Here is a 21200-nt window from a genome sequence, read left to right as displayed (position 1 = left end):
AGGCCTCGTGCAGACTGGCCGAATGCGAACAGAGCTTGCCTCCGAACCCGGCGACCCGGCCCGCCCCAACGAGGACTTCGCCAGTGTCGGACTGCCCGCCTCGGGACAGGGTGGCGTGCTGGTCGTCCTCGACGGGGTGACCCCGCCGAGGAGCGGGACGGGCTGTCTCCATTCCGTCCCCTGGTTCACCGCACGGCTCGGCGGAGCCCTGACCGAACTGACCGTTTCGCTCCCCGATGTTCCGCTCACGGACGCGCTGGCCCGCGCCATCGCTCGTACCGCTGACGCACACCGGGAAACCTGTGACCTTTCTCACCCGCGCACCCCACAGGCCACAGTGGTGCTGACGCGGTGGTCGCCGGAGTCGGTGGAGTACCTGATCCTGTCCGACTCGACCCTGCTGGCGCAGTCGCCGGACGGCACGGTCACACCCTTCCTGGACGACCGCCTGTCCCGTCTCCCACGGGCGTCCCTGGCCACGGACGCGCTGATCGACGCCCACATCCGCAACAAGGAGGGCGGCTTCTTCACGGCCGCCGCGGATCCGTCGGTGGCGGGCCGGGCGGTCACGGGGGTGCTGGCGCGGGCAGACGTGCGGGCGCTGGCGGCGCTGACGGACGGGGCGACGAGGTGGGTGGAGAAGTTCCGGGAGGGCGACTGGGCGGAGTGCTTCACCGTCGTACGGAAAGAGGGGGCGCGGGCCCTGGTGGACCGGGTGCGGGCGCTGGAGTCGGCCGACGCGGAGGAGCGGGCGTATCTGGGGCGGAGCAAGACGCATGACGACGCGACGGTCGTGTACGCGGAGCTGTGACCCACACAGACCTGCGTGGGCACGCCCGGTTCCTCCTCGGGCCTACTTCTCCATCCCCCGGTTCAGCTGGTTCAGCAACCGCGCCAGCTCCGCGACCTCACGCCGGTCCCAGTGGGACAGCTGCTCGACATAACGGGCCCGCCGGGCCTCCCGCACCTTCGCGACCCGGCCGCGTCCCTCCTCGGTGAGGTGCACCAGCCAGGCCCGCCCGTCGGCGGGGTCCGGCTCGCGGGCGACGAGCCCGAGGTCCTCCAGGGCGCGCAGCTGGCGGGACATGGTGGCCTTGCCGACCCCGATGTAGGCGGCGAGCTCGGTGGCCCGCTGACGCCCTGACTCACCCAGCCGGACCAACAGGCCGTACGCCGCTGACTCCAGGTCCGGATGGACCTCGCGGGCCATCTCGCCCTGCTTGGCCCTGGCGCGCCGGAACAGGACCGTCAACTCGCGTTCCAGGTCCAGGAATTCGGGCTGGTCCGGACCACGATCGGACACTCCGCCGGAGGGGTCAGCCCCGGGCCCGACTCGCCGACCCTCGCCGTTTCCGTCTTCGCGCACGTCAGCCCCTGCCTCGTATTTCCCGGTCCGGAAAGTTTTCCGCCGACCGCCGTCATCGCCGCAGCTCCGCCAGTATTTCGCAGGCCCAGACCAAAGGCAGCCTCCGGACCCCCTTCCACCTGCGCTTCTGCGTGCCTAGCTTCTCCACCGGAGGCTTGACTGGCATGCGCACGCCACCGTCATGCCCCTAACGGCCGCCCCACCACCACGCGTTTCCCCACCGAGCACCACCGAGCCTTCGGAGGCACGCTTATGCCCGTGCACAGACCCGAACCGCTCCGCCCCCGGCGCCCGCACCTCGCCGGGCTCCTGCTCGCCGCGATCCTGTCCCTCCTACTCGCCACCCAGCCCTCCCCCGCGTCCGCCGGTGACGACACCCCACGCCGGGGCTCCGCGCACATGGGCATGGGCGTCATCGCCCACGACGGCGTACACGGCGTCCCCCTGGGGCCCATGGCCACCCAGACCGAGGGCGTGGACGTCTCCAGCCATCAGGGCAACGTCGCCTGGTCGACCCTGTGGAACAGCGGGGTGAAGTGGGCCTACGTGAAGGCGACCGAGGGGACGTACTACACCAACCCCTACTTCCCCCAGCAGTACAACGGTTCCTACAACGTCGGCATGATCCGCGGCGCGTACCACTTCGCGACCCCGGACACCACCAATGGCGCAACGCAGGCCGACTATTTCGTCGACCACGGCGGCGGCTGGTCCCGCGACGGCAGGACCCTGCCCGGCGCCCTCGACATCGAGTGGAACCCGTACGGCGACGCCTGCTACGGCAAGACGACGAGCGGGATGGTCACCTGGATCCGCGACTTCCTGAACCAGTACAAGGCCCGCACCGGCCGCCACCCCGTCATCTACACGGCGACGAACTGGTGGAAGCAGTGCACCGGCAACTACAGCGGTTTCGCCTCCGCCAACCCGCTGTGGATCGCCCGGTACGCGACGGCGGTGGGGGAGCTGCCGGCCGGGTGGAGCTACTACACGATGTGGCAGTACACGTCCTCCGGACCGACGGTCGGGGACCACAACAGGTTCAACGGGGCGCTGGACCGGGTCGTGGCGCTAGCCAACGGCTAGGACCTGTCGCGGCGAAGGCCCGGGCCTCCCTCACGGGACCCGGGCCCTGCCTGTCCGGTGGCGTCCGTCACGCCGCGACCGGAACCTCCGGGGCCGCGTCGCTCGTGGCCGGCGACAGGGCCAGTTCGAGGACCTGGCGGACGTCGGTGACGGCGTGGACGTCGAGCTTGTCCAGCACCTCCGCGGGGACGTCGTCCAGGTCGGGCTCGTTGCGCTTGGGGATGACGACGGTCGTCACCCCCGCACGGTGGGCGGCCAGGAGCTTCTGCTTCACGCCGCCGATCGGCAGGACCCGGCCCGTCAGCGAGACCTCGCCCGTCATCGCCACGTCCGTGCGGACCAGGCGGCCCGACAGCAGCGACGCCAGCGCCGTCGTCATCGTGATGCCCGCGCTCGGGCCGTCCTTCGGCACCGCGCCCGCCGGGAAGTGGATGTGCACGCCCCGGTCCTTCAGGTCGGCCACCGGCAGTTCGAGTTCGGCGCCGTGGCTGCGCAGGAACGACAGGGCGATCTGCGCGCTCTCCTTCATCACGTCACCCAGTTGGCCGGTCAGCGTCAGACCCGCCGCGCCCGTCTCCGGGTCGGCCAGCGACGCCTCGACGAACAGCACGTCCCCGCCCGCTCCCGTGACCGCGAGTCCGGTCGCCACGCCCGGTACGGCCGTACGGCGCTCCGCCGGATCCTGGGCCGATTCGGGCACGTGGTGCGGCCGGCCGATCAGACCGCGCAGGTCACCGTCGCCGATCGTGAACGGCAGCTCCCGCTCGCCCAGTTCGTGCTGTGCCGCCACCTTGCGCAGCAGCCTCGCGATGGACCGCTCGAGGTTGCGGACGCCCGCCTCGCGCGTGTACTCGCCGGCGAGCTTGCGCAGGGCGCCCTCGTCGATGGCGACCTCGTCCGTGTTCAGACCCGCCCGCTCCAGCTGGCGCGGGAGCAGGTGGTCACGGGCGATGACGATCTTCTCGTCCTCGGTGTAGCCGTCGAGCCGGACCAGTTCCATCCGGTCGAGCAGAGCCTCGGGGATGGCCTCCAGAACGTTGGCGGTGGCCAGGAAGACCACGTCCGACAGGTCCAGCTCCACCTCCAGGTAGTGGTCCCGGAAGGTGTGGTTCTGGGCCGGGTCCAGCACTTCGAGGAGGGCGGCCGCCGGGTCGCCCCGGAAGTCGGACCCCACCTTGTCGATCTCGTCGAGCAGGACCACCGGGTTCATCGACCCGGCCTCCTTGATGGCCCGCACGATCCGGCCGGGCAGCGCGCCGACGTATGTACGGCGGTGACCGCGGATCTCGGCCTCGTCGCGGACGCCGCCGAGGGCGACCCGGACGAACTTGCGGCCCATGGCGTGCGCGACGGACTCGCCGAGCGAGGTCTTGCCGACGCCGGGCGGCCCGACGAGCGCCAGTACGGCACCGCCGCGTCGCCCGCCGACGACCCCGAGGCCCCTGTCCGTACGGCGCTTGCGCACCGCCAGGTACTCGGTGATCCGCTCCTTCACGTCCTCCAGACCGGCGTGCTCGGCGTCCAGCACGCCCTTCGCGCCCTGGATGTCGTACTCGTCCTCGGTCCGCTCGTTCCAGGGCAGTTCGAGGACGGTGTCGAGCCATGTACGGATCCACGATCCCTCGGGCGACTGGTCACTCGCCCGCTCCAGCTTGTCGACCTCCTTGAGCGCGGCCTCGCGGACCTTCTCCGGCAGGTCGGCGGCCTCGACGCGGGCGCGGTAGTCGTCGGACTCCTCGCCCTCCTTCTCGCCGTTGAGCTCGCGCAGTTCCTTGCGGACGGCCTCCAGCTGACGGCGCAGCAGGAACTCGCGCTGCTGCTTGTCGACGCCCTCCTGGACGTCCTTGGCGATGGTCTCGGCGACGTCCTGCTCGGCGAGGTGGTCGCGCAGTTGCTGCGTGGCGAGCTTCAGCCGGGCCACCGGGTCGGCGGTCTCCAGGAGCTCCACCTTCTGCTCGGTGGTCAGGAACGGCGAGTAGCCGGAGTTGTCGGCGAGGGCGGAGACGTCGTCGATGGCCTGCACCCGGTCCACGACCTGCCAGGCGCCGCGCTTGCGCAGCCAGGCGGTGGCGAGGGCCTTGTACTCCTTCACCAGTTCGGCCACCTGGCCGGGCAGCGGCTCGGGCACGCTCTGGTCGACGCGGGTGCCCTCGACCCACAGGGCGGCTCCGGGACCCGTCGTTCCCGCACCGATCCTCACCCGTCCCCGGCCGCGGATCAGCGCGCCAGGGTCACCGTCGGCCAGCCGGCCGACCTGCTCGACGGTGCCGAGCACACCGGTGCTCGCGTACGTCCCGTCGATGCGTGGGACCAACAGCACCCGTGGCTTCCCGGGCTGGGACCGGGCGGCGGCCTGCGCGGCCTCCACGGCGGCGCGTACATCGGCGTCGTTCAGATCCAGCGGGACCACCATTCCGGGCAGCACGACCTCGTCGTCGAGCGGCAGCACGGGCAGGGTGAGCGGTGTGGACGTCGAAGCCATGATCTCCCCTTCGGCAGTCAAGTTGAGTTATGCCGACTCAATGCACGGGGGAGCCCGAATGTTCCCAGGCCTCCGTTCGCTGTGAGCGATCACTTGGCACACGCGCTGTGACCTCGGGTTTCTCTGACAACGCGGATATCCGGTTGCCCATGCCCCGGCCTCTCCCCCACCGTCTCCCCGTGACAGACACCAAGACTCTTCTCGCGGCCTACGACGACCAGCTGCGCGGCGCGCCCCCGACCCCGCCGCCAGGCGTGACGTACGAACAGGACGGCCCGCTGCTACGGATAGTCGGCGGGTTCCGGGGCCTTGTCAGCGGCCCGCGCTCCCTCGGCGTGCGCGGCGCCGAACTCGACCGGCTCATCGCCCGGCAGCGCGACTACTTCGCGGCGCGCGGCGAGGCGGTGGAGTGGAAGACCCGGTCCCACGACGACCCCGCCGACCTCACCGACCGGCTGCGCGCGGCGGGCTTCGCGCCGGAGGACGAGGAGGCGGTGCTCGTCGGAAGCGCCGCCGACATGGCCGTACGAGAGCCTCTCCTGCCCGAGGGGGTGACGCTCCGTCGGGTCACGGCCGACGCGGACATGCGCCGTATCGCCGCGATGGTGTCGGCCGCCTGGGACCATGACTGGAGCTGGCTCGCCGCCGACCTCAGCGGCCGTGTCGCGTCCGCGCCGGACGAGATCGCCGTCTACGTCGCCGAGGCGGACGGCGAGGTCGTCTCGGCGGCCTGGCTGGTCTTCCGCGAGGGCACCGAGTTCGCGAGCCTGTGGGGCGGGTCGACACTGGCCGAGTGGCGCGGCCGCGGCATCTACCGCGCCCTGGTCGCCACCCGCGCTGCCCTCGCCGTCTCCCGCGGCGTCAGGTACCTCCATGTCGACGCGTCCGACGACAGCGCGCCGATCCTGCGCCGGCTGGGCTTCACGGCGGTGACCACCACGACCCCGTACGTCTGGTCACCCGAAGGCGACTGACTCCGAGCCGTGCCACCGCCGCACCACCGGCCACATGGCGACCCCGATGACCAGGGCGATCAGATGCCCCCAATTGGTCAGCGGATCGGTGAGGTTGAGCAGGTCCTGGACCAGCATCCCGCCGAACAGCGCCAGTACGGGCCACCGCAGCCACGGCCGCAGCAGGCCGGCCAGCGCCCCGATGCTCGCGGCCACGCCGAAGCTGATGCCGTAGTCCGGGCGGTGCAGTGAGCTGTCGGGAAGGTGGCCGACCAACACCGCGAGCCCGACGGGGACCTCGGTCGCGAGGGTCGCCAGGACGTGCCCGGCCAGGAAGACAACGGCCGTGCGGGCACCGCCGATCCGCCGCTCCAGCGCGGTGAGCACGAGCAGGAAGCAGAGCGTGTACGGCGCCACGATCCCGCCCGCGACCCACAGCGCGCTGGCGAGCAGCACGAAGACGGGGGTGCCCACCAGGTGGGCGACATCGGTGCTGGAGCCCTGGTGGAGTGCGTGGACGAGGGCGGGGTCGGCGTAGGCGGCGATCAGGGAGGTGACGGTCAGTACGGCGGCGTAGGCGAAGGTGAACGGGGTGCCGGTAGGGGTGGGGAGCAGTCGCCAGGGACGGACGGCACGCCGAGGTGCGGTGGCCTCGCGCGCGGGCGGCTCGGTGACGACCGGCGCCGCGGGCGGCGGCGCGGTGGCGCTCAGGGGTCCGCGCTGCCGCGGCATCGCGTCCAGCAGCCCGACGACATCGGGCACGCCCGCCTCACCGGACTCCGGAACAGAGCCCGTCACACCCCCAGCCGCAGTGCGTTCCAAGGTGAGGCGCTCCTTCCGTTTCCCTCAGCCTTGGCCCGCCGCCCGCCCACGTCTGTGACTGACGCCACACAGGGCCCGATTCTCAGCAACCTCTCAAGAAACTCACGCGTCCCTCCAAGATGCCCACGCGCGCGCGGCGACCCCGATGGGCGGCACGGCCCCGCCCCTGTCCCGCGTCAACCCGGAGCGACCCGCCGTACTCCCGCCTTACTCCGGGGGCCGGCCCTCCGAGGTAATTCGCTCGGCACTTCCGGCCTCGGCTGCCAGGATGGCCGGATGCCCACTTCGTACGACACCCCGGAAGTACTGGACCGTCACGAAGGCCCCCACGGCGAGGTCGTGCTGCGACGGCACGGCGAACTGCTCCAGATCATCGCGAACGGCTGCTTCCTGATGGACACCTCCGACGGGCGTTCGGAGCGGCTGCTCGTCGACGCGGCGCTCGGCGCGCTGGACGGCCGGCCGGAGCCTCATGTGCTGATCGGCGGGCTCGGCGTCGGGTTCTCGCTCGCACATGCCGCCGCCGATCCACGCCCGGGACGGATCACCGTCGTCGAGCGCGAGAGCGCGATTATCGGCTGGCATCTCGACGGACCGCTGTCGCACTTCTCCGCCGGCGCCCTCGCCGATCCGCGCACGGAGATTGTGGAAACGGATCTGGTGGCGCATGTGCATGAGACTTCCGCCACGTATGACGCACTGTGTCTCGACATCGACAACGGGCCGGACTGGACCGTCACCGAGGGGAACGACAGCCTGTACTCGCCCAGCGGACTCGCGGGCTGCGCAGGGGCGTTGAGGCCGGGTGGTGTGCTTGCCGTATGGTCCGCGCAGCCCTCTCCGGAATTCGAAGAAACCTTGCGTAATGCCGGATTCCAGCAGGTGCGTACCGAAGAGATCCCCGTTGCCCGGGGCGTTCCCGACGTCGTGCACCTCGCCGTACGACCTGGATAGCCGTGGCGCGGTGACTCCCCGTACTCTGCTTCTCTGACGCGGATCATTCAAGCGTCAATCGCAAGCATGCGCAGGCATAGCCAGTACGCGGGATCACCCCACGGATTCCGGAAAGCAACTTTGGGGCGGGCGATGGAGCAGACACACACCTCCCACAACGGCACGGCGGCGACCCCGGGCGCTCAGCGCCGGGTCCTCGTGGTCGAGGACGATCCGACCATCGTGGACGCCATCGCGGCCCGCCTGCGCGCCGAGGGTTTCCTCGTGCAGACCGCGGGCGACGGTCCGGCGGCGGTCGACACCGCGGAGGCCTGGCAGCCCGACCTGCTGATCCTCGACATCATGCTGCCGGGCTTCGACGGCCTGGAGGTATGCAGGCGCGTGCAGGCCCAGCGGCCCGTTCCGGTGCTGATGCTCACCGCGCGCGACGACGAGACCGACATGCTGGTCGGGCTCGGCGTGGGCGCCGACGACTACATGACCAAGCCGTTCTCGATGCGCGAGCTGGCGGCACGCGTGCACGTGCTGCTGCGCCGCGTCGAGCGCGCCGCGCTGGCCGCCACGACCCCGCGGTCGGGCATCCTGCGGCTCGGCGAGCTGGAGATCGACCACGCGCAGCGGCGGGTACGGGTCCGCAGTGAGGATGTTCACCTCACGCCGACCGAGTTCGACCTCCTGGTATGCCTGGCGAACACCCCGCGCGCGGTGCTCTCGCGCGAGCAGCTCCTCGCCGAGGTGTGGGACTGGGCGGACGCCTCCGGGACCCGGACGGTCGACAGCCACATCAAGGCGCTGCGCCGGAAGATCGGCGCCGAACGCATCCGTACCGTGCACGGCGTGGGCTACGCCCTGGAGACGCCGACGCCATGAGCGACGGCCCGGCCGCGGGAAGAGGTCCCGGGGAGCCCTGGGGCGGCGTACGTCCGTTCTCGATCAAGACCAAGCTGGGCGCGCTGGTCGTCACCTCGGTGCTGATCACCACCGGGCTGTCGATGATCGCGGTGCGCACCCAGACGGAGCTGCGCTTCATCACGGTCTTCTCGATGATCGCCACACTGCTCATCACGCAGTTCGTGGCCCATTCGCTCACCGCGCCGCTGGACGAGATGAACACGGTGGCCCGGTCCATCTCGCAGGGCGACTACACACGCCGGGTGCGGGACAACCGCCGGGACGAGCTGGGCGACCTGGCCGAGACGATCAACCTGATGGCCGACGAGCTGGAGGCCCAGGACCAGCAGCGCAAGGAGCTGGTGGCGAACGTCTCGCACGAGCTGCGCACCCCGATCGCGGGCCTGCGGGCCGTCCTGGAGAACGTGGTCGACGGCATCGCCGAGGCCGACCCCGAGACGATGCGCACGGCGCTGAAGCAGACCGAGCGCCTCGGCCGGCTCGTGGAGACGCTGCTGGACCTGTCCCGGCTGGACAACGGCGTCGTACCGCTGCGCATGCGGCGCTTCGAGGTCTGGCCGTACCTGTCGGGCGTACTGAAGGAGGCCAACATGGTCGCCTCCGCGCGCGCGGGCATGGCCTCGGGCTCCGGCAGCCACACCCGTACGGACGTCCATCTGCACCTCGACGTCTCCCCGCCGGAGCTGACCGCGCACGCCGACCCCGAGCGCATCCACCAGGTCGTCGCCAACCTCATCGACAACGCGATCAAGCACAGCCCGGCACACGGGCGCGTGACGGTCAAGGCGCGGCGCGGGACGCTCCCGGAGTCGCTGGAGCTGGAGGTCCTGGACGAGGGACCGGGCATCCCGAAGTCGGAGTGGCACAAGGTCTTCGAGCGGTTCAACCGGGGCGCCGTTCGCCGGCCGCACGGGCCGGGGAGCGACGGCGGCACGGGGCTGGGTCTGGCGATCGCGCGCTGGGCCGTCGATCTGCACGGGGGGCGCATCGGAGTGGCCGAATCGGATCGAGGTTGCCGGATTCTTGTCACACTTCCAGGGCAGCCATCTGTGCCAAGTTGACGTAAAGTTCGAAGCGGAGCCACAAGATCCATGCGAGTCCCGGCTGACGGACACGTGTGATCAGGTACAGGCCCGCGCCATCGGTGTGCCGGGTCGCGGTCGAGGCGTCCCATCTGCGGTCTTCCGAAGCGGAACCACGCTTGTTTCCCGCCATTTCCAGGCCCGAAACACGCTTTCCGATGTGACTTACACGACGATGACCTTGCCCGGCCTCACCTTCCCGGCCATGGAGGCGTAGCCTTTATTCCCGCTGTCCATCACCTTGTGAAGCGGAAGAGGGCGGTTGCCGCCGTGTCGCCACAGTCCCCCAGTAACTCGAGCATCTCGACCGACACCGACCAAGCGGGCAAGAACCCCGCGGCCGCGTTCGGTCCGAACGAGTGGCTCGTCGACGAGATCTATCAGCAGTACCTCCAGGACCCCAATTCGGTAGACCGAGCCTGGTGGGACTTCTTCGCCGACTACAAGCCCGGCGCCAGCGCCGCGGCTCCGGCGGGTACTGCGGCCACGGGGGCCGCAGGGACCACCAGCGCGGCACCGGCGGCTCCTGCCGCCCCGGCTGCTCCGGCCGCGCCCGCCGCTCCGGCGGTGCCCGCGCCGGCCCCCGCAGCCCCGAAGCCTGCCGCAGCCGCGCCCGCCGCCGCTGCCCCGGCTCCGGCCGCGGCGAAGCCCGCCACCCCGGCCGCGAAGCCCGCTCAGCCGAAGAAGGCCGAGCCCGCCGCCGCGGCCGCCGACGGCCCCGAGCTGGTGACGCTGCGCGGCCCGGCCGCCGCGGTCGCGAAGAACATGAACGCCTCGCTGGAGATGCCCACGGCCACGTCCGTGCGCGCGGTCCCGGTGAAGCTGCTCTTCGACAACCGCATCGTCATCAACAACCACCTGAAGCGCGCCCGGGGCGGGAAGATCTCCTTCACGCACCTGATCGGCTACGCGATGGTGCAGGCCATCAAGGCCATGCCGTCGATGAACTACTCCTTCGCGGAGAAGGACGGCAAGCCGACCCTGGTCAAGCCGGAGCACATCAACTTCGGCCTCGCCATCGACCTGGTCAAGCCCAACGGCGACCGCCAGCTCGTGGTCGCGGGCATCAAGAAGGCCGAGACGCTGAACTTCTTCGAGTTCTGGCAGGCCTACGAGGACATCGTCCGCCGCGCCCGTGACGGCAAGCTGGGCATGGACGACTTCACCGGCGTGACGGTCTCCCTGACCAACCCCGGCGGCCTCGGCACCGTCCACTCGGTGCCGCGTCTGATGCCCGGCCAGTCGGTCATCATGGGCGTCGGTTCCATGGACTACCCGGCGGAGTTCCAGGGCACCTCCCAGGACACCCTGAACAAGCTCGGCATCTCGAAGGTCATGACGCTCACGTCGACCTACGACCACCGGGTCATCCAGGGCGCCGCCTCGGGCGAGTTCCTGCGCATCGTCGCGAACTACCTCCTCGGCGAGAACAACTTCTACGACGAGATCTTCGAGGCCCTGCGCATCCCCTACGAGCCGGTCCGCTGGCTCAAGGACATCGACGCCTCGCACGACGACGACGTCACCAAGGCCGCCCGCGTCTTCGAGCTGATCCATTCCTACCGGGTCCGCGGCCATGTCATGGCCGACACCGACCCGCTGGAGTACAAGCAGCGCAAGCACCCCGACCTGGACATCACCGAGCACGGACTCACCCTCTGGGACCTGGAGCGCGAGTTCGCGGTCGGTGGCTTCGCCGGCAAGTCGATGATGAAGCTGCGCGACATCCTCGGCGTGCTGCGCGACTCGTACTGCCGCACCACCGGCGTCGAGTTCATGCACATCCAGGACCCGAAGCAGCGCAAGTGGATCCAGGACCGCATCGAGCGCTCGCACTCCAAGCCGGAGCGCGAGGAGCAGCTGCGCATCCTGCGCCGGCTCAACGCGGCGGAGGCCTTCGAGACCTTCCTGCAGACCAAGTACGTCGGCCAGAAGCGCTTCTCCCTGGAGGGCGGCGAGTCGGTCATCCCGCTGCTGGACGCGGTCCTCGACTCCGCCGCCGAGTCCCGCCTGGACGAGGTCGTCATCGGCATGGCCCACCGCGGCCGGCTGAACGTGCTGGCGAACATCGTCGGCAAGTCCTACGCGCAGATCTTCCGCGAGTTCGAGGGCAACCTCGACCCGAAGTCGATGCACGGCTCCGGCGACGTCAAGTACCACCTGGGCGCCGAGGGCGTGTTCACCGGTCTGGACGGCGAGCAGATCAAGGTCTCGCTGACCGCCAACCCCTCGCACCTGGAGGCGGTCGACCCGGTCCTCGAAGGTGTCGTCCGCGCCAAGCAGGACGTCATCAACAAGGGCGGCACCGACTTCACGGTCCTGCCGATCGCCCTGCACGGCGACGCGGCCTTCGCGGGCCAGGGTGTGGTCGCGGAGACCCTGAACATGTCGCAGCTGCGCGGCTACCGCACCGGCGGCACGGTCCACATCGTCATCAACAACCAGGTCGGTTTCACGGCGGCGCCCGAGTCCTCGCGCTCCTCCATGTACTCGACCGACGTGGCCCGCATGATCGAGGCCCCGATCTTCCACGTGAACGGCGACGACCCGGAGGCCGTGGTCCGCGTCGCGCGGCTCGCCTTCGAGTTCCGCCAGGCGTTCAACAAGGACGTGGTGATCGACCTCATCTGCTACCGCCGCCGCGGTCACAACGAGTCGGACAACCCGGCCTTCACCCAGCCGCTGATGTACGACCTGATCGACAAGAAGCGCTCGGTGCGCAAGCTCTACACCGAGTCCCTCATCGGTCGCGGCGACATCACCCTGGAAGAGGCCGAGCAGGCGCTGCAGGACTACCAGGGCCAGCTGGAGAAGGTCTTCACGGAGGTCCGCGAGGCCACCTCGCAGCCGGCCGCCGCGGAGCCCTCGGACCCGCAGGCCGAGTTCCCGGTGGCCGTGAACACCGCGGTGACCTCGGAGACCGTCAAGCGGATCGCCGAGTCCCAGGTCAACATCCCCGACCACATCACCGTCCACCCGCGTCTGCTGCCGCAGCTGCAGCGCCGGGCGTCGATGGTCGAGGACGGCACCATCGACTGGGGCATGGGCGAGACCCTCGCGGTCGGCTCCCTGCTGCTGGAGGGCGTCCCGGTCCGCCTGGCGGGTCAGGACTCGCAGCGCGGTACGTTCGGCCAGCGTCACGCGGTGATCATCGACCGCGAGACGGGCGAGGAGTACACGCCGCTGCAGTACCTCTCCGAGGACCAGGCGCGGCTGAACGTCTACAACTCCCTGCTGTCCGAGTACGCGGCCATGGGCTTCGAGTACGGCTACTCGCTGGCCCGCCCCGAGGCGCTCGTGATGTGGGAGGCCCAGTTCGGCGACTTCGTCAACGGCGCCCAGACGGTCGTGGACGAGTTCATCTCGTCGGCCGAGCAGAAGTGGGCCCAGACGTCCGGCGTCGTCCTGCTCCTGCCGCACGGCTACGAGGGCCAGGGCCCGGACCACTCCTCGGCCCGCCCGGAGCGCTTCCTCCAGATGTGCGCCCAGAACAACATGACGGTCGCCATGCCGACGTCCCCGTCGAACTACTTCCACCTCCTGCGGTGGCAGGTGCACAACCCGCACCACAAGCCGCTGGTCGTCTTCACGCCGAAGTCGATGCTGCGTCTGAAGGCCGCGGCCGCGAAGGCGGAGGAGTTCACGACCGGGCAGTTCCAGCCGGTCATCGGCGACTCCTCGGTCGACCCGGCCGCCGTCAAGAAGGTCGTCTTCTGCGCCGGCAAGGTCTACTACGACCTCGAGGCCGAGCGGAAGAAGCGGGGCGTCACGGACACGGCGATCATCCGCATCGAGCGCCTGTACCCGCTGCCGGGTGCCGAGCTCCAGGCCGAGATCGCCAAGTACCCGAACGCCGAGAAGTACCTGTGGGCCCAGGAGGAGCCGGCGAACCAGGGTGCGTGGCCGTTCATCGCGCTCAACCTGATCGACCACCTGGACCTGGCGGTCGGCGCCGACGTCCCGCACGGCGAGCGCCTGCGCCGCATCTCGCGTCCGCACTCCTCGTCCCCGGCCGTCGGCTCCGCCAAGCGGCACCAGGCCGAGCAGGAGCAGCTGGTGCGTGAGGTGTTCGAGGCCTGAGCCTCTGCACGGCTCCCATCCTCTGAACGGGGCAGATCGGAAGGCCCGGTTCCCAGTCCACGCGACAGGGAACCGGGCCTTCCGGCGTCCACGGCCAACTCGCCCGCCAGACCATCGAATCGCGGAGCTCCACGGGCCGGACGGGCCCCTCGCTCGCACGTCGAGGGCCCGGCACGCACGCGTGGTGGGCAGGACATATCCTCACTGCATGTACTTCACCGACCGAGGCATCGAAGAACTGGAGAAGCGGCGCGGCGAGGAGGAGATCACCTTCGAGTGGCTGGCCGAGCAGCTGCGCACCTTCGTCGACCTGAACCCGGACTTCGAGGTACCGGTGGAGCGGCTGGCGACCTGGCTGGCCCGGCTGGACGACGAGGACGACGACGTGTAGCCGGCCTGGAGGAGATCGGACGGCGCGCGCACGCTGAGCGAGCTGGTTTCGGGGCGCCCTGATGCGGGGCGCCCTTCCGCTTTGTACGGCAATCAGTGCGGCCGTCAGTCCAGCGGCAGCACCGCGCTGTACGCCAGCCCCAGCGCACCGTGGGTCAGCAGCACCGCGCCCGCGACGATCCAGCCGCCGCTGCGGTGCCGTAGCCCCCAGGCCGCGAGGGGCAGACCGGCCGCGACCTCGGCGAGGGCGAGCGCACGGGCCCGGGGGCCGCCCGCCCGGGGCAGCCAGGGGCCGAGGCGGCCGTCCTCGCCGGCGTCGAGTTCCGCGGGCAAGGCGTTGCGCCGGCCCGACCACTCGATCCGTACGTGCGGCTGGTCGTGGATGGCCTCATGGAGGCTCTCGGCGCTGTCGCCGGGGGTGAGGCCGGGCGGCAGGGACACGCCCGCGCGCGTGAGGACCGCGACGAGGCCACGCAGGCGTGCCCGTGCGTCGGCCGCGCTGTCGGGGCGCGTGAGCTCTTCCAGGGACTGCATGTCGAGGACCGGATCGAGGCCGAGCCGGCCGGCGAAGGTGCGCATGGCCTCGTCCTCGCCGACCGGGGTGCCGTTGGCGAGCCAGACGTAGCCGACGGGGCGGCGGAACCCGGCGGCGAGGGAGTATCCGGCGCGGTCGGCGTCCCACCAGAGGGCGAGGACGGGCCACGGATGGCCGACGGCGAGCGCGGTGGCCCAGCCGGTGAGAACGCGGTCGACCGGTTCGCCGCCCTCCTGCCACGCCCCGCCTTCGGGGAGGAGCACGCTCCACTCCGCGCCCGCCGTCGCGAGCAGCATGTGTTCGCGCAGCAGTTGGGCGGCGGAGGCGACGGACTCGGGCTCCGCGCGGCAGAGCAGCAGGGCACCCGGGGCGGGTCGGGCCTGGCGGGCGTTCCTGGACGCTTCCGGCGACATGGCAACACGCTAGGCCGATTTGTCCATCGCGGGTGATTTGTGATCACCAGAACGAGTGCCTTGACTTTCCGCGCCCGCGATATATCGTGTTTCACGTAAGACGCGATATGGCGTGTCGTGTTCAGGTCCGGCCCGTGCGGCCGTGTCCGGTCGCCCAGGAGGTCCGCACCATGTCCGAGTGGTCCGTAGCCGAACCCAGGAAGCTCAGCTTCGACGAGCCGGTGAGCGAGCTCCAGGTGCGCATCGTCAACGGAACTGTGAACGTCGTGGGGACGGACGAAGGTTCCGCCCGCCTGGAGGTCTCCAAGATCGAGGGCCCGCCTCTGGTGGTGACCCAGCAGGGCGGCACCCTGACGGTGGCGTACGAGGACCTGCCCTGGAAGGGCTTCCTCAAGTGGCTCGACCGCAAGGGCTGGCGGCGCAGCGCGGTGGTCTCCCTCGCGGTGCCGGCTGACACCAGGGTCGAGGTGGGCGTGGTCGGGGCCGGTGCGGTGGTCTCCGGGATCAACGGCCCGTCGGTCGTCAAGGGCGTCACCGGCGACACCACCCTCGTCGGCCTGTCCGGCCCGGTCCGCGCCGACACCGTCTCCGGGAACCTGGAGGCACAGGCCGTCACCGGCGACCTCCGCTTCAACTCCGTCTCCGGCGACCTCACGGTCGTCGAGGGCTCCGGCTCCTCGGTGAAGGCCGACTCCGTGAGTGGCGCCATGATCGTCGACCTCGACCCGGACGGCCCGACCGACGTCCGGCTGACCAGCGTCTCCGGCGAGATCGCCATCCGCCTGCCGGCGCCGGCCGACGCCGACGTCGAGGCCAACACCGCGAGCGGCACGATCTCCAACGCCTTCGAGGGCCTCCGGGTCCACGGCCAGTGGGGCGCCCACAAGATCACCGGCCGCCTCGGCACCGGCACCGGCAAGCTCCGCGCGACGACGGTCTCCGGCTCCATCGCCCTGCTGCGCCGCCCTCCGAAGGAGGACGAGCCGTGGGAGGCGGAGGCCTGGGAGGATCCCGAGCCCGCCAAGGACGAGGGCACACCGAGCGGCACGTCGGGCACCTCGCCGACGGACCCGACGACCACCCCGGCGAGCAGCACGCACACCACCTCGGGGGACAATTCCGTCTCCGGCCAGGGCGACACAGCGGGCGACGGCGTCGGTGGCGGACCCACCGACGCCGCCACCGACGCCGCGACCGCCGCCCCGGCCGACGGCACGACCGACAAGAAGGTGCTCTGACATGCCCCCCGTCTTCGCCCATGGCCGCCTCCGCCTCTACCTGCTGAAGCTGCTGGACGAGGCCCCGCGCCACGGCTACGAGGTCATCCGCCTCCTCGAAGAGCGCTTCCAGGGGCTGTACGCGCCGTCGGCCGGCACCGTCTACCCCCGGCTGGCCAAGCTGGAGGCCGAGGGCCTGGTCACCCACACCACCGAGGGCGGCCGCAAGGTGTACGCCATCACGGACGCCGGCCGTGCGGAACTGGCGGACCGCAGCGGCGAGTTGGCTGATCTGGAGCTGGAGATCAGGGAGTCGGTCGCCGAACTCGCCGCCGAGATCCGGGCCGATGTGCGCGGCGCGGCGGGCGACCTGCGGCGCGAGATGCGCGCGGCGGCGTCCGAGGCCCGCAAGGGGAACGGCGCCAAGGCGGAAACGCCCTTCGGTGACTTCTCGGACTACACCGACAAGGAGGCGTGGCGCGCCGCCAAGGAGGAGATGCGCCGCGCCAAGCAGGAGTGGAAGGAACAGGCCCGCCGCGCCAAGGACGAGAGCCGCCGCGCCCGCGAGGAGGCACAGCGCGCCCGGCGCCAGGCCAAGGAGGCCCAGGACCACGCCCGGGCCCAGGCCCAGGAGGAGATGCAGCGCATCGCCCGCCGGGTACAGGAGCATGTACAGGACCACTTCGCCCGTGGCGACTGGCCGACCGGCGTCAGGGAGGGCCTGACGGAACTGGCCAAGGAGTTCGGCGACTTCGGCAAGGACTTCGGGAAGGACTTCGGCAGGGACTTCGGCTTCGGCCGTCAGGGCTCCCCCAAGTCGGCGCAGCAGCATCCCGACTACTCCGAGACCCCGGAGGACTTCCCCGGCGGCTACGAACCCGCCTGGGCCCACGAGGCGCCCAGCGGCGACCCCGCCCGCGACCTGGACCGCCTGCTCGACCGCTTCCGCGACGACATCCGCGACGCGGCGAGGGACCACGGCGTGACATCGGACCAACTCCGCGACGCCCGCCGCCACTTGTCGACGGCGGCGGCCCACATCGGAGCGCTACTGCGCGCGCCCAGGCCCTGACACCGGCTTCCTGGGCAGTACGGCACCAGACCGGCCGCCTGCCCAGGCCGCCTGCCCCAGTCCTCGACAGGCCCCATTCCGCGACCGGCCCCGCAGGCAACCGCCCGGGACCTCACGCCCGTCGACCTCACCCCCCTCGACCTCAACCGGCTTTGGCCTCTCCCCCGCCGTACAGCACCCGCATGAGCGCCTCGTACGTCACCCCGTGATCGGCGAGAACCTCGGCGGGCACGCCGGGGCGGCTGGTGAGGGCCAGCAGGATGTGCTCGTCACCGATGTGCCGGTCCCGTCGGGAAGTTGCCACGCGCAGCGCCCGTACCAGTACGTCCTTGGCATCCCGGCCGAACGGACGGTGCCCCCACCAGGACCCCTTGTCCTTCCGTCCCCCGGCCATGGCCCCCACGCCATGGACCTCCTCCACCCGGGCGACGATCTCTGCCACATCGATCCCCAACCCGGCCAACGCCTCGGCCTCGGCCTGCGACAGCCCTCCTCGCCGCCGGGCCTCGCCCAACGCCGTCCGCACGGACTCCAGCCACTGCCCGCCCCCGAGCGCGGCGAGCGCGAAAGAAGCCCGGCTGCCGTCCCGGTCGAGCAGGGCGAGCAGCAGGTGCTCGGCCTCGACGGCCTGCGCCCGGCCCCGCTCGGCCTGCTCGACGGCACCCGTCACCACCGCACGGGCATCCTTCGTGAACCGCTCGAACATCAACGCCTCCCGTACTTCTTGTGCACGGCCTGCCTACTGACCCCGAGTTCCGCAGCGATCTCCTGCCAGGACCACCCCTGATTGCGCGCACTGCGCACCTGCACGGCTTCCAGCTGCTCCAGCAACCGGCGCAGGGCGGCGACGGCCCGCAGCCCGACCCGTGGATCGCGATCACCCGCCCGCTCGGCGAGATCTGTTGCTTCGGTCATGATGTCAACGTACGTTGACACACCTCCTCGCGTCAACCCCAGTTGACAAAGCGAACGGCGAGCCCGGGGCAATGCCCCGAACCCGCCGCAAGAACCGGCAGCAGCTCCGTCAGTTGGTGAGCACGATCTTCCCGAACTGCTCCCCCGACGCCATCCGCTCGAAGCCCTCACGGGCCCGGTCCATGGGGAGCACCTCATCGATCACGGGTCGCACACCGGTGGCAGCACAGAAGGAGAGCAGGTCCTCGAGCTCGTCCTTGGTCCCCATGGTCGATCCGACGACCTTCAACTCCAGGAAGAAGATCCGCGTGAGCTCGGCGTGCGAGGGCCGGTCCCCACTGGTGGCACCGGAAATGACCAGCGTGCCCCCGGGCTTCAGCGACTTCACGGAGTGCGACCAGGTGGCGGCACCGACCGTCTCGATCACGGCGTCGACCCGCTGAGGCAGCCGGGCCCCCGACTCCAGCGCTTCCACGGCCCCCAACTCCACGGCACGCTTGCGCTTGGCCTCGTCCCGGCTGGTGGCGAAGACACGCAGCCCCGCGGCCTTGCCGAGCACGATGGCGGCGGTGGCGACGCCGCCCCCGGCGCCCTGCACGAGCACGGAGTCCCCGGGCCGCACCCCCGCGTTGGTGAACAGCATCCGGTACGCCGTCAGCCAGGCGGTCGGCAGACAGGCGGCCTCCTCGAAGGAGAGCTCCTTGGGCTTGGGCAGGATGTTCCAGGTCGGCACGGCGACCCGCTCGGCGAACGTGCCCTGATACCGCTCGGTGAGGATGGACCGGGGCTCCCTCGGACCCACACCGTGTCCGCTCTGTCCGATCACGGAGTGCAGGACGACCTCGTTGCCGTCCTCGTCGACGCCGGCGGCGTCACACCCGAGGATCATCGGCAACTTGTCCTCCGCGAGGCCCACGCCCCGCAGCGACCACAGGTCGTGATGGTTGAGGGAGGCGGCCTTGACGTTGACGGCACTCCAGCCGGGACGGACCTCGGGAGCCGGCCGCTCCCCCAACTCCAGTCCGGAAAGCGGCTGGTCGCGGTCGATTCGGGCGGCGTAGACAGCGAACATGACGTTGACGATAGGTGCACACGTCGGCCGACGGAACCGAAGCACCCTGTGAGACACGCCCTCTTGTCAAGGCGTCCGGCACAACGCAACCACCCGAACGGCCGCACCCGGGCAAGAAAATGGCCCCGCCCGAACCGGACGGGGCCATTCGACCGACACTCACGTCAGCGACACTCACCTCAGCGCCGAGCGACGCCTTCCGCCCGAGCCGCGGCCGCGACCGCCGCGGTGACCGCCGGCGCCACCCGCTCGTCGAACGGCGACGGGATCACGTAGTCCGCGGCGAGATCGTCACCCACGACCGCCGCCAGCGCCTCCGCCGCCGCGATCTTCATGCCCTCGGTGATCCGGGAGGCCCGCACCTGCAGTGCGCCCGCGAAGATCCCGGGGAACGCCAGCACGTTGTTGATCTGGTTCGGGAAGTCCGACCGCCCGGTGGCGACGACCGCCGCGTACTTGTGGGCGACATCCGGATGCACCTCCGGATTCGGGTTGGCCATGGCGAACACGAACGCGCCCTCGGCCATGGAGGCGACGGCCTCCTCCGGCACCGTACCGCCGGACACGCCGATGAAGACGTCCGCGCCCTCCAGGGCCGCCTCCAGCGACCCGGTGATACCGGCCTTGTTCGTGAACCCGGCGACCTCACGCTTGACCGACGTCAGGTCCTCCCGGTCGGCCGACACCACGCCCTTGCGGTCGGCGACGGCCACGTCCCCGATACCGGCCTCGACCAGCATCTTCGCGATGGCGACACCGGCCGCGCCGGCACCCGAGATGACGGCCCGCAGATCCCCGATGGACCGCCCGCTCAGCCGCGCGGCGTTCCGCAGGGCCGCCAGCGTCACGACCGCCGTGCCGTGCTGGTCGTCATGGAAGACCGGGATGTCGACCCGCTCCTGGAGCTTGCGCTCGATCTCGAAGCACCGCGGCGCCGAGATGTCCTCCAGGTTGACGCCACCGAAGGACGGGGCGAGCCGCACCACCGTCTCGACGATCTCGTCGACTTCCGTGCAGTCGAGCGCGATGGGGACCGCGTCCACGCCGCCGAACTGCTTGAACAGAATCGCCTTGCCTTCCATCACTGGAAGGGAGGCCTCCGGGCCGATGTCCCCGAGCCCGAGCACCGCCGTGCCGTCGGTGACCACGGCCACGACGGACGACTTCCACGTGTAGTCGTGGACCAGCTCCGGCTGCTCGGCGATCGCGGTGCACACGCGCGCGACGCCGGGTGTGTACGCGAGGGACAGGTCGTCCTTGTCACGGACCGGCACGGTGGCCTGCACGGCCATCTTGCCGCCGCGGTGCAGCGCGAACGCCGGATCGAAGGAATCGAGGGGCTCGCCCCCGCCGTCCTGATCCGTATTGCTGTCGCTGCGAGGATTGACGATCTCCGCTGCCACTTTGTTTTACCCCTTAAATCTTTATTGGTTGAGGGTGGCCACTCCTGGTGAGGGGTGGGCGGGACCGCGCATGCCCGATCTGTTGATGCGTACGGGTCATACGCGATGGGCGCGCCGCACACGCGCCCTGAGCCCCGGATGAGGGGTGTAAAGAACCTTCTTACCGGACGACGGCACCGACGACGAGTCCAATACGTGCAAGATCACATGACGGCAAGGGAAACAGGCACACGGACAACACGAATCGGACACGACCCGGCGACGGATTCGCTGTGATTCATGGCCGAATAAGCGGACAATCGACACCAGAAACCGCAAAAAACCATCGGCGCCCACAAACTCCGCGCGCGACCGTTCCGCATCTCGAGATGCGCCGAAGATCTTCCGGCCGGAAGGACAGATTCCCGTAGAAGGTGCGGTCGTGATGTACCGACCTGAGGCGGTTC

Annotated in this window: 18 protein-coding genes; 10 read left to right on the top strand and 8 right to left on the bottom strand. The window is 70.5% G+C overall.

The genetic code is table 11. The annotated features are described in order from the left end of the window. Positions 1 to 22: 22 nt before the first annotated feature. Positions 23 to 811 (top strand): protein phosphatase 2C domain-containing protein, encoded by a 789-nt coding sequence (locus tag IF78_RS0105990; RefSeq protein ID WP_031479562.1) that lies wholly within the window; start codon positions 23 to 25, stop codon positions 809 to 811. A gap of 42 nt (positions 812 to 853) precedes the next feature. Here IF78_RS0105990 and IF78_RS0105985 read toward each other — a convergent pair whose 3' ends face one another. Further along, positions 854 to 1366, bottom strand: a complete 513-nt coding sequence (locus IF78_RS0105985; RefSeq protein ID WP_031479560.1) for a MarR family winged helix-turn-helix transcriptional regulator — start codon at positions 1364 to 1366, stop codon at positions 854 to 856. A 252-nt stretch (positions 1367 to 1618) separates the two neighbouring features. Between IF78_RS0105985 and IF78_RS0105980 the strand changes: the two genes are divergently transcribed. After that, the gene (locus IF78_RS0105980) at positions 1619 to 2452 is read left to right on the top strand and encodes a lysozyme (protein ID WP_031479558.1); all 834 of its coding nucleotides are present in this window, start codon (positions 1619 to 1621) and stop codon (positions 2450 to 2452) included. A gap of 67 nt (positions 2453 to 2519) precedes the next feature. Here IF78_RS0105980 and lon read toward each other — a convergent pair whose 3' ends face one another. Beyond that, on the bottom strand, positions 2520 to 4934 hold the full coding sequence (lon, locus tag IF78_RS0105975) for an endopeptidase La (RefSeq protein ID WP_031479556.1): 2415 nt from the start codon (positions 4932 to 4934) through the stop codon (positions 2520 to 2522). 179 nt (positions 4935 to 5113) lie between these two features. Between lon and IF78_RS0105970 the strand changes: the two genes are divergently transcribed. Continuing rightward, entirely contained in the window at positions 5114 to 5908 is a 795-nt protein-coding gene (locus IF78_RS0105970) for a GNAT family N-acetyltransferase (protein WP_031479554.1), read from the top strand. Here IF78_RS0105970 and IF78_RS0105965 read toward each other — a convergent pair. Next, entirely contained in the window at positions 5891 to 6709 is an 819-nt protein-coding gene (locus IF78_RS0105965) for a rhomboid-like protein (protein WP_037639766.1), read from the bottom strand. The two genes, IF78_RS0105970 and IF78_RS0105965, sit on opposite strands and share 18 nt — an antisense overlap. A 276-nt stretch (positions 6710 to 6985) precedes the next feature. On the opposite strand from IF78_RS0105965, the gene IF78_RS0105960 reads away from it, so the two are divergent. From IF78_RS0105960 to IF78_RS0105940, 5 genes are all read left to right on the top strand, one after another. Next, positions 6986 to 7663 carry a spermidine synthase family protein gene (locus tag IF78_RS0105960; RefSeq protein WP_031479550.1) on the top strand — a complete coding sequence of 226 codons (678 nt, stop codon included), beginning with the start codon at positions 6986 to 6988 and terminating at the stop codon, positions 7661 to 7663. Between the two features lie 132 nt (positions 7664 to 7795). Further along, a complete protein-coding gene (locus IF78_RS0105955) occupies positions 7796 to 8533 on the top strand; it encodes a response regulator transcription factor (RefSeq protein WP_003997964.1) in 738 nt (245 codons plus the stop codon). Next, a complete protein-coding gene (locus tag IF78_RS0105950) occupies positions 8530 to 9636 on the top strand; it encodes a HAMP domain-containing sensor histidine kinase (RefSeq protein ID WP_031479548.1) in 1107 nt (368 codons plus the stop codon). The genes IF78_RS0105955 and IF78_RS0105950 overlap by 4 nt, the downstream gene beginning before the upstream one ends. A gap of 291 nt (positions 9637 to 9927) precedes the next feature. Beyond that, positions 9928 to 13737 (top strand): multifunctional oxoglutarate decarboxylase/oxoglutarate dehydrogenase thiamine pyrophosphate-binding subunit/dihydrolipoyllysine-residue succinyltransferase subunit, encoded by a 3810-nt coding sequence (locus IF78_RS0105945; protein ID WP_031479546.1) that lies wholly within the window; start codon positions 9928 to 9930, stop codon positions 13735 to 13737. Positions 13738 to 13945: 208 nt separating this feature from the next. Next, on the top strand, positions 13946 to 14128 hold the full coding sequence (locus tag IF78_RS0105940; protein ID WP_003997970.1) for a DUF6104 family protein: 183 nt from the start codon (positions 13946 to 13948) through the stop codon (positions 14126 to 14128). 104 nt (positions 14129 to 14232) lie between these two features. Here the strand turns inward: IF78_RS0105940 and IF78_RS0105935 are convergent, their stop codons facing one another. Continuing rightward, a complete protein-coding gene (locus tag IF78_RS0105935) occupies positions 14233 to 15075 on the bottom strand; it encodes a hypothetical protein (protein WP_031479544.1) in 843 nt (280 codons plus the stop codon). Between the two features lie 170 nt (positions 15076 to 15245). Here IF78_RS0105935 and IF78_RS0105930 point away from each other — a divergent pair, with 170 nt between their 5' ends. Both IF78_RS0105930 and IF78_RS0105925 read left to right on the top strand, forming a co-directional pair. Then, positions 15246 to 16313, top strand: coding sequence for a DUF4097 family beta strand repeat-containing protein (locus IF78_RS0105930; protein WP_031479542.1), 1068 nt, complete (start codon positions 15246 to 15248; stop codon positions 16311 to 16313). Between the two features lies 1 nt (position 16314). Continuing rightward, complete coding sequence (locus tag IF78_RS0105925) at positions 16315 to 17364, top strand: PadR family transcriptional regulator (protein WP_031479540.1); 1050 nt, start codon at positions 16315 to 16317, stop codon at positions 17362 to 17364. Positions 17365 to 17506: 142 nt separating this feature from the next. On the opposite strand, the gene IF78_RS0105920 is transcribed toward IF78_RS0105925, so the two are convergent. The 4 genes from IF78_RS0105920 to IF78_RS0105905 all read right to left on the bottom strand — a co-directional run bounded on the left by IF78_RS0105920 (position 17507) and on the right by IF78_RS0105905 (position 20754). After that, positions 17507 to 18070 carry a Clp protease N-terminal domain-containing protein gene (locus IF78_RS0105920; protein ID WP_031479538.1) on the bottom strand — a complete coding sequence of 188 codons (564 nt, stop codon included), beginning with the start codon at positions 18068 to 18070 and terminating at the stop codon, positions 17507 to 17509. Next, positions 18070 to 18279 (bottom strand): helix-turn-helix domain-containing protein, encoded by a 210-nt coding sequence (locus IF78_RS0105915; RefSeq protein WP_003997975.1) that lies wholly within the window; start codon positions 18277 to 18279, stop codon positions 18070 to 18072. Before IF78_RS0105915 ends, IF78_RS0105920 begins: the two co-directional genes overlap by 1 nt. A 109-nt stretch (positions 18280 to 18388) precedes the next feature. Next, a complete protein-coding gene (locus IF78_RS0105910) occupies positions 18389 to 19351 on the bottom strand; it encodes a zinc-binding dehydrogenase (RefSeq protein ID WP_031479536.1) in 963 nt (320 codons plus the stop codon). A 179-nt stretch (positions 19352 to 19530) separates the two neighbouring features. Next, complete coding sequence (locus IF78_RS0105905; RefSeq protein ID WP_031479534.1) at positions 19531 to 20754, bottom strand: NAD(P)-dependent malic enzyme; 1224 nt, start codon at positions 20752 to 20754, stop codon at positions 19531 to 19533. Positions 20755 to 21200 lie beyond the last annotated feature (446 nt).

This window comes from Streptomyces bicolor (assembly GCF_000719285.1).
Taxonomy (GTDB): domain Bacteria; phylum Actinomycetota; class Actinomycetes; order Streptomycetales; family Streptomycetaceae; genus Streptomyces; species Streptomyces bicolor.
The sequence above is the reverse complement of the archived record's forward strand: the minus strand, read 5'-3'. Positions and strand labels throughout refer to the sequence as shown.